At 61.1% G+C, this 12,251-nt stretch carries 11 protein-coding genes; 4 read left to right on the top strand and 7 right to left on the bottom strand.

What is annotated here, in order from left to right; genetic code table 11:
• Positions 1-26: 26 nt before the first annotated feature.
• The 4 genes from AACZ26_RS02560 to AACZ26_RS02545 form a co-directional block, all read right to left on the bottom strand.
• A complete protein-coding gene (locus tag AACZ26_RS02560; RefSeq protein ID WP_339618858.1) occupies positions 27-236 on the bottom strand; it encodes a hypothetical protein in 210 nt (69 codons plus the stop codon).
• A 146-nt stretch (positions 237-382) separates the two neighbouring features.
• Entirely contained in the window at positions 383-778 is a 396-nt protein-coding gene (locus AACZ26_RS02555) for a PGPGW domain-containing protein (RefSeq protein WP_339618857.1), read from the bottom strand.
• A gap of 115 nt (positions 779-893) precedes the next feature.
• Positions 894-3,143, bottom strand: a complete 2,250-nt coding sequence (locus AACZ26_RS02550; protein WP_339618856.1) for a DEAD/DEAH box helicase — start codon at positions 3,141-3,143, stop codon at positions 894-896.
• A gap of 338 nt (positions 3,144-3,481) precedes the next feature.
• Positions 3,482-4,630, bottom strand: coding sequence for a hypothetical protein (locus AACZ26_RS02545; RefSeq protein WP_339618854.1), 1,149 nt, complete (start codon positions 4,628-4,630; stop codon positions 3,482-3,484).
• Positions 4,631-4,713: 83 nt separating this feature from the next.
• Here AACZ26_RS02545 and AACZ26_RS02540 point away from each other — a divergent pair, with 83 nt between their 5' ends.
• Positions 4,714-5,187, top strand: coding sequence for an ASCH domain-containing protein (locus tag AACZ26_RS02540; RefSeq protein WP_339618853.1), 474 nt, complete (start codon positions 4,714-4,716; stop codon positions 5,185-5,187).
• 32 nt (positions 5,188-5,219) lie between these two features.
• Here the strand turns inward: AACZ26_RS02540 and AACZ26_RS02535 are convergent, their stop codons facing one another.
• Positions 5,220-8,375: an efflux RND transporter permease subunit gene (locus tag AACZ26_RS02535; protein ID WP_339618852.1), complete on the bottom strand. Its 3,156-nt coding sequence runs from the start codon at positions 8,373-8,375 to the stop codon at positions 5,220-5,222.
• Positions 8,376-8,509: 134 nt separating this feature from the next.
• The gene (locus AACZ26_RS02530) at positions 8,510-9,931 is read right to left on the bottom strand and encodes a PLP-dependent aminotransferase family protein (RefSeq protein ID WP_339618850.1); all 1,422 of its coding nucleotides are present in this window, start codon (positions 9,929-9,931) and stop codon (positions 8,510-8,512) included.
• 61 nt (positions 9,932-9,992) lie between these two features.
• On the opposite strand from AACZ26_RS02530, the gene AACZ26_RS02525 reads away from it, so the two are divergent.
• Positions 9,993-10,646: a hypothetical protein gene (locus tag AACZ26_RS02525; RefSeq protein ID WP_339618847.1), complete on the top strand. Its 654-nt coding sequence runs from the start codon at positions 9,993-9,995 to the stop codon at positions 10,644-10,646.
• A gap of 31 nt (positions 10,647-10,677) precedes the next feature.
• Here the strand turns inward: AACZ26_RS02525 and AACZ26_RS02520 are convergent, their stop codons facing one another.
• Complete coding sequence (locus AACZ26_RS02520; RefSeq protein WP_339618846.1) at positions 10,678-11,319, bottom strand: hypothetical protein; 642 nt, start codon at positions 11,317-11,319, stop codon at positions 10,678-10,680.
• A 144-nt stretch (positions 11,320-11,463) separates the two neighbouring features.
• On the opposite strand from AACZ26_RS02520, the gene AACZ26_RS02515 reads away from it, so the two are divergent.
• Positions 11,464-11,859, top strand: a complete 396-nt coding sequence (locus tag AACZ26_RS02515; protein ID WP_339618845.1) for a CrcB family protein — start codon at positions 11,464-11,466, stop codon at positions 11,857-11,859.
• Complete coding sequence (locus tag AACZ26_RS02510) at positions 11,856-12,233, top strand: CrcB family protein (protein ID WP_339618843.1); 378 nt, start codon at positions 11,856-11,858, stop codon at positions 12,231-12,233. Before AACZ26_RS02515 ends, AACZ26_RS02510 begins: the two co-directional genes overlap by 4 nt.
• Positions 12,234-12,251: the final 18 nt, after the last annotated feature.

The following is a 12,251-nucleotide window of genomic DNA, read 5'->3' as shown; positions in this document are numbered from 1 at the left end:
ATCTACACGATCCGCCTACGCGGACCCTACTTACCGTCTGCGCTTTCTGCAGTCCGATCCTCGCCGACCGCGCGAACACTGCGAACGCTGTCTTCGACAGCACTGTCTTCGAGCGCACTGTCGCGCGCAGCGTCGGCCTCGATTTGGTCGTTTTTGCCCTGCCGTTTAGCGCCCGCCGAAGCGTCGGTCGCGCCATCCATCATCGGCTCGTCTTGAGTTTCATCATGAGAAGTCATGCCCGAACAATACGGTCGAACCCTGACAAAACTCCGCGACGCAAAACTGACAACGCGACGGCGCTCCTGAACATGTGGCGGCGTCTTGCTTCGTGCTCTCCCGAGTATGAGCACGTACTGCTGTGCTGAAAGCGATCGGCAGCGGACTATTTCGGTGATGAAGCGCTGTGTTCAGCGTCGGCGTCAGCTTCAGAGTAGGCCTCGGCTCGTTGAGCGGCACGCTTTTTGCGCTTCTCTTGCGCCGCGGAGAGCGCCTTGCGCGCAAGAGCATTCGCTTTGCCGCTTGCCTTCGTCGCCGGCTCGAATTCGGTGCCAAGAAGCGCCAACCCACCGAGAGCAACCAGCGAACCGGGGCCGGGCAACGGAATCAGTACAACGCCAAGCGCGACCGTCGTGCCACCCACGACACCAACTGTCGTGCGATACACGCGGTTAGCTTTCGGGTTTTTGCGGATCGCTGCGCGCGTTCCGTGAGCGGCTGTGCTGACGCCCTGCCCTACCGCTGCGCCAGCGCGCGCGGCGACTGATTTCTTCTCGTTCATGGTGCGAGTCTACGAGAGCGTTTCGTGCGTACCGTGAAAGACAGAAAGCCCCGGATACCGACCACGCGAGTGGGGCATCCGGGGCATTCTTATGCTCGAGTGAGCTGCGCGCTAGTTAGAGCGCTGCAAGCCTGTCGATAACAGCATCGCCGGGCGCTACGTCGATCGACTCAGCATCGATTTCGGCGCGGCCGAGCAGTTCGTCCATCTTGCGACGACGGTTGCGGTTGATGAGCGTGACCACGGTTCCGACCTTGCCTGCGCGACCGGTGCGGCCGGCGCGGTGCAGGTACGTCTTGTACTCCTCGGGGGCGTCAGCCTGAATAACGAGGCTGATGTCATCCACGTGGATGCCGCGGGCTGCAACGTCAGTGGCGACGAGCACGTTGACTCGTCCGCTCGTGAGCTGCTGCAGGTTGCGGGTACGACGCGACTGGTTGAGGTCACCGTGGAGGCTCGTGGCCGGAATTCCGGCATCCTCTAGGTAGTCAGCCATTTCTTCTGCGAACGCACGCGTACGAGTGAAGACGAGAGTCTTGCCGTCGCCACCAGCAAGCTGGCGGATGATGGCACGCTTCTCGCGCTGCTCGATGAGCAGAACCTTGTGGTCGATCGTGGAGGAAGCCTGGTCTTCACCGGCGACCTCGTGCACGGCCGGGTCAACCAAGAACTCGTTGACGAGCGTCGCAACACCCTTGTCGAGAGTCGCAGAGAACAGCAATTTCTGGCCGCCATCGCTCGTCTCGCGCAGGATGCGCTGAACGGGCTCAAGGAACCCGAGGTCGCACATGTGGTCGGCCTCGTCGAGAACAGTAACCTTCACCTGGCTGAGGTCGAGACGACCCTGCTGTACGAGGTCTTCAACACGACCGGGAGTCGCGATGATGACATCGACACCGCGCTGAAGCGCGGCAACCTGCTTGTACTGGGGAACGCCACCCACGATGGTCGTGGTGAACAGGCCAACGCTGCGAGCGATGGGCTGAACGGTTCGGTCGATCTGCTGAGCGAGCTCACGAGTCGGAGCCAGGATGAGGGCGCGTGGCTTGCGGCCCATCTGACGGTCCTTGCCACCGTTGTTTTCCATGAGGCGCTCAACGAGGGGCGCACCGAAAGCGATGGTCTTGCCCGATCCGGTCTTTCCGCGGCCAAGAACATCCTTGCCGGCGAGAACGTCGGGGATGGTTGCTGCCTGAATGGGGAACGGCGACTCTGCACCCATGGATGCGAGCTGACGCGAGATGTTAGAACCGATGCCGAGGTCGATAAAGGTTTTGCCTTCAACCTCGCTGGCGGTAACTACCTTGGCTTCGAGACGCTCAAGAACAACATCTTCTTGGATCTCGTGCGACGACTTCTCGTCACGGTTCGGGTAGTAGGAGCTTTCGCGACGCTCGGTGCGCTGCGGGCGCTCGGCGCGGTCAGCGTACGACGGGCGTCCACCACGCTCGGGGCGGTCGCCATAAGCGGGACGCTCTGAGCGTTGGGCGCGGTCGTTGTACGCAGGACGCTCGGTGCGCTGTGCACGGTCGTTGTACGACGGGCGCTCGGCGCGACCAGCGGATGCACCACGGTCGTTACGGTCACCGTATGAGGGGCGCTCGGTGCGCTGGGCGCGATCGTTGTACGAGGGACGCTCTGAACGATCGGGGCGTGCGCCACGATCGTTGCGGTCGTTGTACGACGGACGCTCGGTGCGCTGCGGGCGCTCGTTGCGGTCGCCGTACGAAGGACGGCCACCGCGCTCGGGGCGGTCACCGTACGCGGGACGCTCGCTGCGACCAGCGGATGCACCACGATCGTTGCGATCGTTATACGAGGGACGCTCTGAACGACCGGCGTAACCACCACGCTCAGGACGACCGCCACGGTCAGGACGGTCACCGTACGAAGGACGCTCGCCACGACCAGCGGATGCACCGCGATCGTTATACGAGGGACGCTCTGAACGACCGGCGTAACCACCACGCTCAGGACGGTCACCGTACGAAGGACGGCCACCGCGCTCGGGACGCGAGTCGCGCTGGCTGCGGTCACCATAGGCACCACGTTCGTTGCGCTGCGGGCGGTCGCCATACGAGGGACGCTCGTTGCGGTCGCCGAATTCGGGGCGTCCACCACGGGCAGGCTTCTCGCGAGGTGTCCAGTCGGGGCGACGGTCGTCGCGGTTGGGGCGAGCCGAACCTGGGCGACGGTCACCGGTACGAGCAGCACGGTCATCCGCACTCCAGCGACGCTTGGGAGCTTCACCCTGATCGGGGCGGAATCCGCGGTGACCTTCGCTGCGTGAACCGCCGCGCTTAGGCGCACCGGAGTTGAAGTTTTTGTTGCCACGACCCGTGGCAGGTTTATTGAAATTAGGCATAGTTCTTTCCGGGTTGTTCTTAGATGGAACACATCTAGTGCGTGGAGCACGCGCGCACGCCAACGCTCACCATTTAATTAGCGAGAAACCGACTTGGTAGACACCAATTGGTCATCTTCTAACTAGCTTGAACATTCGTACGCTGCACTACTGAACCCGGGCAGTCTTTGACCGAGGCCGTCACATACATTCGTGTGATTGTCACCAGTTGGATGGACTGGCAAACCGGCCCGCAAGACTTACAAACCCATACGCGAGATTTCGCGCTGTCTTGAGCCGACTTATCAACTTTACTGCATTCGGCGCGCAATAGCGAGAACGAGGTAGAGCACGCCGGTTTACTTGAGGCGCGAATTGATCGCGAACTGCAGGGCGAAGGCATCAACCTGCTCTCCCACCGGAGCCAGCCATTCACCAACCTCGCGCAGAAGGTCCTCCGGGCTCACCACGTGAACGCTATTTTGCGGGGCTGTCGCGATCGTGAGCGGGGCATCCGCCAGCCTGTGCACGACGGCCCACGACCGAGAGATGAGTTGAGGACGGTCCTCGGTAAGTCGCTTAGCGGCGAGTGCGGTGGTCACGTTGATATGTTCGTCGATCTTTCCATCTCGGACCACGCGACCCCAAGCATCCAAGACATACTCGCCTGGAGCCCAGAGCAAGGAATCGATAAATGCGATCTGGTTGCCCGCGACGACAGCGTGCCCGACGTGGGTCGTGCGTGAGCCCGGCACCTCGATGCCCTGAACAATCGTGACGCCTGGCATCCGCAGCAGCTGCTCGAGTAAGGGAGCTGTGAGGCGTTCGGCCACAGCGAGACGGCGTTCGAGTTCACCCGAATTCTCATCAATCATGACGGGCTCGCTGGCAAAGACCCGCTCGCGCCGGCCGTGAGGAAAGACGGTGTTGAGCGCTGTGAGTACGTTTCCACGCCAGTGGGCGAAACTGCTCACTTGCGTTATGAGACTTCTCCACACAACGATTGCGAGAACGACAAAGACTGCGCCCGCGATGAGCAAGGGTAAGTTCGCCAACTGCGGGATGGTCTCAAACTCGAATGCACGATCGTGGTCCCGCACAATGACCAGAACGCCACAAGCCAAACCAAGTACCGCTGTCACAGCAAAAAACAAGAACAAGACTCGAGCAAAACCGACGGCAAAGTTGAACCTAGCCAAAGTCGCCGCGATTAGCGCAATGGCAAGGTCGCCCACGATCGCGCCGAGAACCAGTTGCCGATTCGAATCAACCGCCGACGCTTCGAGGTATTCGATGAGATAAAGGATGACGCCCGCGAGACCAACGATCAGGAACAGCCCCAGGAGAACGTGAGTAGTCACGGTGAGCGGAGCAACCCGCGGCGGTGACTTCGGCCAGACAACAGGCTGGTCTGCCCACTGATTGCGCGCCCAACCAAACTGATCCGAGTGCACGACCGGCACCGGAATCGACTGGCCCAGCGTGCCATTACCCCAAGCATTGTTCATGACAGAATCTCCGTTTCCCCGCACCAGCCTAGAACATCCGTGGGTTCCGGCGCGGGAAAAGAGCGTCAACTTAGGATGAGTAGATGAGCACAACCCTGACGGTTGACGAATTCTGGCGCGAGTGCCGCGCCGCGATTCAGGGACTCCCCGAGGCGGCCCCTGATGCATGGGCTTTCGGCGCAACCCCCGGCCACGCCGATGGCCTTTTAGACCTAGTGTTAGCCGGCACTAAGACCGCAACAGCGTCATCTCTCTGGGACTATGAACACACTGGCGACCCCTTACCTGAAGTGGGCTGGCTGAACATCATCCTCGACGGACGCGGAGTTCCCCGCGCGTTGCTGGAGACCACGGCGATCGATCTGATCCCTTTCGATGAGGTTCCCGAATCTCACGCCTTCGCGGAGGGTGAGGGCGACCGAAGCCTTTCGCATTGGCGCACAGTTCATGAGCGATACTGGCGTGAACACTCCGAGAGCCCGAAGGGCTTCGCCCCTCACATGCTCGTTGTTTGCGAACAACTGCGGCTCCTGCACATCGGAGCGCGCTCAGCGTAGAGCCCAGCTGAGGCGAGTGATCGAGAGAACTTCTACTCCGCAGTCGCCGCCGTGGGAGTCGCGCGACCGGCCTTCTTGGCTGCGCGTCGGCTCTTGCGGTCAGTGCCAGCAGACTTGCGGTCTTCGCGACGCTCCTTGGCACCTTCGACAACGTAGTAGAGCACCGGCAACACGATAAGCGTGAGCAGCGTCGACGAGATGAGTCCACCGATCACGATGATGGCGAGCGGCTGCGAAATGAAGCCACCCTCACCCGTAAGACCAATTCCGAGCGGCAGGAGCGCGAAGATTGTGGCGGCTGCCGTCATCAGGATGGGGCGAAGTCGGCGAGAAGAACCTTCGACAATCGCTTCCCGGGCCCGCATTCCGCGCGCACGGTACTGGTTGATGAGGTCAACGAGCACGATCGCGTTCGTGACGACGATACCGATCAGCATGAGCACACCGATAAGCGAAGCAACACCGAGCGGGATGCCCGAAATAACCTGTAACGCGATGGCACCGGTCGCGGCGAACGGAACCGATACAAGCAGCAGCAGCGGCTGGCGCAAGCTCTTGAAGGTGGCAACCATCACGACATACACGATCAGAATCGCGACCAGAAGGGCAAGACCAAGCTGCTGGAAGGCATCCGTCTGCTCGGTTGCCACGCCGCCGAGCTCGGCCGAAGCTCCCGCAGGAAGATCGGCTTCCTCCACGGCGGCGGCAACCAACGCGGATGCTGTGCCGACATCGTCACTGCCCGGCGTCACGCTGAGAGTGGCGCTACGTACGCCCTTCACCGAAGTGATGCTCGCGGGCCCGTCTTCGACATCCACCGTTGCAACGTCAGTGAGCGGAACTAGACCAGCAGCGCTCGGAATCTCGAAATCACGAAGTTCGGCGATAGTGACAGGCGCCGACTCGTTGAGGATGTAGATCGAAAGAGTTGCCTCGTCAATGACGGCACTTCCGACAGCGCTCGGGTTCATTGCCCCCGCGACAATTCCGCCGACAGCGATCTCGCTGAGGCCGAGCTTCGCGGCCTTCTCGCGGTCCACCGTGATGGAGATAAAGGGCTGCTGTTCCGAGAGGTTGCTCGTGGCTTCGGCAACGACATCGAGGTCGCGTACCTGCTCAAGCAGGGCATCCGAGGCTTCGCGCAGTTCAGAATCGCTCGTCGCCGTGATGTTGATCTCGATGTCGCTCGATGCGAAACCGCTCGATGCAGAAGCGAGCGTGATTTCACCCGCGTCGTCGATATCAGCAACCGCGTCACGCACGGTTTTCTGAAGCTCAACCTGATCGACTTCGGGGTCGGTCGTGAGTGAGAAAGTACTCGCTCCACCGCTTGAGAAAGCGGCTCGCAGAGAGCCACCACTGGATCCGATTGACAGCTGAACAGTCTCAACGCCCTCGATGCCGGTCAGCACTTCTTCGACCTTTTTTGCGGCTTCGTCGCGAGCTTCGAGACTTGCCCCGAGCGGCAGCGTCTGACTCACTGTCAGCGTGTTTTGACCGCTGTCACCGATGAAGTTGGTCTTCATAAACGGCACGAGCGCGACGGTTCCGCCGAGAAGAAGCACAGCGGTTAGCAGGGTCGCGACCGGGCGCTTGAGCGTCCAGTGGATGACGGGGAGGTAGCCGCGCTGGAGTGCGGTGGTCTTCTCCTCCTGTGGCAGGCCAGCGGCATGAGGATGCTCGACAGCTGCTTCGGTGTGCCGCGGAGCAGTTTTGTTGCCAAGGAACCAGTACGCCAGCACCGGCACAATCGTGAGCGAAACGAAAAGCGACGCCGCGAGCGCAATTGCTGTTGTCAAGGCAAAGGGCCGGAACAGTTCGCCGGTCACATCGCCGACGAGAGCGAGCGGCAAGAAGACCGCAATGGTTGTCACGGTCGACGCCGTGATGGCTCCCGCAACTTCCTTCACGGCAGTCTGAATCGCCTGAAGCTTCGGCTCTCCCATCGAGACGTGTCGCTTGATGTTCTCAATAACCACAATCGAGTCATCCACCACTCGACCAATAGAGATCGTGAGCGCACCGAGGGTAATGATGTTCAGCGTGTAGCCAGACACCTGCATACCGATGAACGTGATGAGCACGGATGCCGGGATCGAAATTGCGGTCACGAGCGTCGAGCGGATCGACAGCAAGAACACCAAGATGACGATGACAGCGAAGACGAGCCCGAGCAGACCCTCAGTCGTGAGGCTGTTGATCGATTCTTGGATGAACGGCGCCTGGTCGAACACGACGGTGAACTGAGTGTTGCTGCCGAGCGCTTCTTCCAACTCAGGGATGAGATCGTTGACGGCGTTTGATACCGCGACGGTGTTTCCCGAAGGGCTCTTCGTGATGGCGATCGTGAGGGCGTTCTCACCGTTGACTCGAGAGATTCCCGTCTCAGGGTCGTCGATGACCTCGACAGTCGAGACATCACTCAGCGTGACAACCTCAGTGTTCGAGCCACCGAGCAAGGGCAACGCCTCAATCGCATCGACCGAGGTGATTCGGTTGCCTGCCTGCACCGTGAGAGTTTGGCCATCTTCCGTGATTTCACCGGCGGGCAACAGAACGCCATTGTCGTCAAGGGCCGCCGTGATGTCCTGGTTGTTCAGGCCATTCGCGAAAAGCTTCTCAGGATCGGGGGTGATGACGACGCGTTGCGTTGAGGTGCCGAGCAGAGTTGCGTCGCTGACACCATCGACCTTCTTGAGATCGACAAGAGTGGATTCTTCGAGCTTGCGAGACAGTTCGCGCGCATCAAGATCACTCGAGACGGCGATCTGCACGACAGGCAAGTCGGTGAAGTTGAAGGTAAATACTTGGGTGTCGGCGGAGTCAGGAAGCTGACCAGAGATGCGGTTAATGGCGAGCTGAATCTTCTGTTCAGCGGTCGCAATATTGGTGCCGTAATCGAAGGAGGCCGAGATATTGGAGAAGTTGGAGTTCGAGGTTGACGACGTGGACTCGAGGCCGGGAACACCCTGAATGGCCGCCTCGATGGGGGCCGAAACATCCTTATCGACAACCGCTGGCGACGCACCAGGGTAGGTCGACACAATGAAAATCTGGGGTAGTGACAGCGAAGGAATGAGCTCTTGCTTGAGCGAGGTGAGTGCCACTCCACCAAAAATTCCGATGACAATCGTGACAAGCGCAATCAGTGCACGGTTACGTAAAGAGAAAACGGAGAGCAGATGCACGAGGGAACTTTCGTTGCTGTTAAACGCGGGCGCGGTTGCAAAACCACTTCTTGGTGAGAGCAATTCTCGCAGCCCGCACAAGAATGCGCGTACTCTCGCGAGATTACATCTGGGTTAAACCTGACACCCGTGGACTACACCACGTTTGCGAGCTCGCTGCTGGCAGGCGAGAACGGATGCCGGATGATCGTCGACCACGCTGCGGCGAGCGCCGAGACTCCTCGCTCGAGGTCGGCTGCACTCCCGCTGAACGGGATGCGGAGGAAGCGTTCAAAAGCGCCATCCATTCCGAACCGTGGACCGGCCGCAATCATGAGCCCTTCATTGCGGGCAGCGAGCACCAGTTGCGAGCTAACGGGCTGGCCGAGACCGACCCAGGCGGTCATTCCACCCGGGGTGTGCGGCACCTGCCACGACGGCAGTTGCTCGGCGAGGAGAGCAGAGAGGTGCTCGCGGCCGGCGCGTAAAGAGGCGCGTCGGGCATCCAGTATCGAAGGAAAATCTTCGAGAACGTTGGTGACGACAAGTTGCTCAAGCAAGGGCGTTCCGAGGTCACCGGCAGAGCGAGCACGCACTAGTTGTCGGATGGTGGCGTGATCTGCACGGATCCAGCCGGTGCGCAGACCGCCCCAGACCGTCTTGCCAACTGAGCCCACCGAAATGGCATTGCCGTGCGCGGCAAAAGGCAAGCGAGTGCCACTGCCATCGAGGTCGAGCTCTGCCATCGTCTCGTCAGCGATCACCGCCGTGCCCTGGCGGGCAGCGAGCGACAGCACTTTCTCGCGGAGCTCGTCAGGCATCGACTGCCCAGTGGGGTTGTGAAAATCGGGCATGAGATAAGCGAGTGAGGGGCTCGTGCGTTGAATAGCCTGCTCGACAGCAATGGCATCCCAGCCGGTCTCCGTCGAAACTCCCACAGGAACAAGTCGCGCACCGGCAGCACGCAGTGCGTCAAGCGCGTGGGGGTAGCTCGGGTTTTCCATGAGGGCCCGATCACCGCGCGCCATCAGCGTGCGGGAAATGAGCGCGATAGCGTGCTGAGCACCCAACGTCACCATGATCTGGTCAGGACTCGTGGGCAAGCCTCGTTCTTCGTAGCGGCGCGCAATAGCCTCGCGCAGCACGGGAAGACCGACCGGATCGAAGCCCGACTCCCCCAAGTACGCCGGCAATTGTTCTGCCGCACGCCGGGAGGCCTCAATCACTTCAGGCGCTGCCGACATCGTCGACTTACTGAAGTCCAACATCTGCGGGGCCGCTAAATCAGGAATCAGACTTGCGCGGTGCGGAAGCTGAGCGACACTGCCCGAGCCCCGTGTGCTCTCCACGTAGCCGCCCTCGCGCAGAGCTGAATAGGCCGCCGTCACTGTTGTTCGACTTACCCCGAGCGCGAGAGCCAGCTCCCGCTCTGCAGGCAAACGTGTCGACGTGAGTATGCGGCCGTCCATGATGAGTAGCCGGATGCGGTCAGCTACGGCGGAGTAGGCCGCATTCGAACCGGATGCACGCCACTCGCCCATCATGACAACCAATGCGCGGGCAGAAAGGCTGTTCATGAGGCCACGATAGCGTGATTGGCCTCTTGCTCGAAGTCCAATCCCGTAATTGGATACTTTTATGACTCCCCGCGCAACCATGGCACGACGAATTGCCCAACTCGGCTTCGGCCTGTTCTTCTACGGCATCGCTATCGCGCTCATGATTCGCGCAGAGATTGGCGTCGCCCCGTGGGATGTTCTCGGGCAGGGTGTTTCGCTCAGCACCGGCATCCCCTTTGGTTTTGTCACCAACATCATTGGCCTCGTCGTGCTGCTGTTGTGGATTCCCATCCGCCAGAAACCCGGGATTGGCACAGTCTTCAATGTCGCCCTCGTCGGGCCGAGCGCCCAAATCGGTCTCTGGATCCTGCCCGAGATCGAAGGCCTCGGTCTGCGTATCCTCGTGTTCGTCGCCGGGCTAGTGCTCTTGGGCATAGCTACGGGCCTCTACCTCGGGGCACGCTTTGGGCCCGGACCGCGGGACGGCCTGATGACGGGCATCCACCACCGCTACGGCGGCAAGATCTGGATCGTGCGCAGCAGCATCGAACTTGTCGTACTCACGATCGGTGCAATTCTGGGCGGAAACCTCGGCTGGGGCACGCTCGCATTCGCGCTCCTGATCGGACCCATCGTGCACTTCACGATTCCGCGCCTCATGGTGCCGGCTGCCATCACGGCCGACACCGTGGTGACGCCGGAGCCGCGCCCCGACGTTGCCGTTACGCAGTAGTCGCTGCCTCAGCGGGTAGCGGCAGCGACCGTTATTCGGCGAACTTCACCGGCACGTAAACATCCTGAACTCGATCGTTGAGTGCCGTGTGGTCGTTGCGCGTGAAGATACCGCACTTGTTCGTAATGCAGTCGGCATCCTCGCCCTGCGGATCTCCAAGCTCGAGATACGCAGTGAAAGTGCCATCCGTGGTGTCGTCATAGCTGCGAGCGCCAAAGAGCCGCCAGGCCCAGTCAGCGTTAATCCAATTGCTGGGCGCCCACTGCACAGTGCCCTCGGCGACGTTCTCTTGCTGCTGGCTCGGTACACCACCGATGCAGGGACCTGGCTTGTCTGCGGGAGTTGGCGGGATGACGCACACCGCGACGTAGACACCCCGACTTCCGTCGTAGCCACTTCCTGTCACTACCACCCGTTCACCGCGCACAAGGGCCTCGGTGTCGATCGGTTCGCCGTTTTCTCCAGCGAGCGTCAAGGTGCGAGTGCGCCCGTCATCCCCCTCGGCGGTCACCGAGAGCGGCCATTCTCCGTCACCAAGCTGCTGGCTCGATTGCCCGGCGCTCTCGTGAGTGAGAATCGGAACCACAATAATCGCGATCGGCACGAGCAGAACTACCGCGACGATGAGCGCGATCCACGGCCAACGTCGGCGGCGCGCAGTGGTTCGGGTCATTGCCTCAGTCTAAGACTGCTTGAGCAACGCTGTGTTAAGAGCGCGCGACATGGGTGGGGCGAATAGCATCGAGCACCTGCCGCTTGCCTTAGGGTGATCGTGTAGGCAGCACCCGCTTGAGCATTGGCACACGAAAGGCAGCGCATGATTCGCGAAATAGCTGCCGTCGCTGTGGGCGGCGCGCTCGGCACCGGGATGCGTTTCGCCCTCGATCTCGTCTTCGCTACGGATGACGGTCTCTTTCCGCTGTCGACCCTCGTCGCCAACATTGCTGGCAGTTTCGTTCTCGCGCTCGTCGTCGCCGAACTGTGGGCACCGTCGCCGGCCTGGGCGCGCGCGGGACTGGGAGCGGGCCTGCTGGGTTCCTTCACCACTTTTTCGGCCCTCGCCGTCGCTGCGGTTCAGCTCATCGGCGTCAATCAGTGGGTACCAGCGCTCATTTATGTTGCAGCCACGGCAGTGCTCGGGCTTGCCGCCGCCGCCCTGGGGCTCCGCTTGGGCTTCAGCCGCAACCGCCGCCCTGACCTGGTGAACGAATGACCGCCGGGGTAGTGTTTGCGATCCTCGGAGCCGGCGCGGTTGGGGCTGTGCTGCGCTACTTGACGGCACGCGCTTTCTCTTCAACCACCGGCTTTCCGTGGGCGGTACTGGTCGTGAACATCGTTGGATCTGCTCTAGGCGGAACTCTCGCGGGAATGGCTCATGTCGGCACTATCGACCCGAATCTAGAGATCATTCTGCTGACCGGGCTCTGCGGGGGCCTTACGACCTTCAGCACACTGAGCGTCGAGACTATGCAGATCGTGAACATTCGGCGAGTGCGGGTTGCTGTTGTGAGCGTGCTCGCCAACCTCGTCGTCGGCATTGGCGTCGCAGCCGCCACCTACTTCGGTCTCATCGCACTCGCTTCATAAAGGTGCACGGCGGCCGCG

This window comes from uncultured Salinibacterium sp., assembly GCF_963974405.1.
Taxonomy (GTDB): domain Bacteria; phylum Actinomycetota; class Actinomycetes; order Actinomycetales; family Microbacteriaceae; genus Rhodoglobus.
The sequence above is the reverse complement of the archived record's forward strand: the minus strand, read 5'-3'. Positions and strand labels throughout refer to the sequence as shown.

Excerpts from the sequence above, each read along its gene's own strand:
- AACZ26_RS02560 (WP_339618858.1), bottom strand. The coding sequence starts at position 236 with ATGACTTCTCATGATGAAACTCAAGACGAGCCGATGATGGATGGCGCG.
- AACZ26_RS02555 (WP_339618857.1), bottom strand. The coding sequence starts at position 778 with ATGAACGAGAAGAAATCAGTCGCCGCGCGCGCTGGCGCAGCGGTAGGG.
- AACZ26_RS02550 (WP_339618856.1), bottom strand. The coding sequence starts at position 3,143 with ATGCCTAATTTCAATAAACCTGCCACGGGTCGTGGCAACAAAAACTTC.
- AACZ26_RS02545 (WP_339618854.1), bottom strand. The coding sequence starts at position 4,630 with ATGAACAATGCTTGGGGTAATGGCACGCTGGGCCAGTCGATTCCGGTG.
- AACZ26_RS02540 (WP_339618853.1), top strand. The coding sequence starts at position 4,714 with ATGAGCACAACCCTGACGGTTGACGAATTCTGGCGCGAGTGCCGCGCC.
- AACZ26_RS02530 (WP_339618850.1), bottom strand. The coding sequence starts at position 9,931 with ATGAACAGCCTTTCTGCCCGCGCATTGGTTGTCATGATGGGCGAGTGG.
- AACZ26_RS02525 (WP_339618847.1), top strand. The coding sequence starts at position 9,993 with ATGACTCCCCGCGCAACCATGGCACGACGAATTGCCCAACTCGGCTTC.
- AACZ26_RS02520 (WP_339618846.1), bottom strand. The coding sequence starts at position 11,319 with ATGACCCGAACCACTGCGCGCCGCCGACGTTGGCCGTGGATCGCGCTC.
- AACZ26_RS02515 (WP_339618845.1), top strand. The coding sequence starts at position 11,464 with ATGATTCGCGAAATAGCTGCCGTCGCTGTGGGCGGCGCGCTCGGCACC.
- AACZ26_RS02510 (WP_339618843.1), top strand. The coding sequence starts at position 11,856 with ATGACCGCCGGGGTAGTGTTTGCGATCCTCGGAGCCGGCGCGGTTGGG.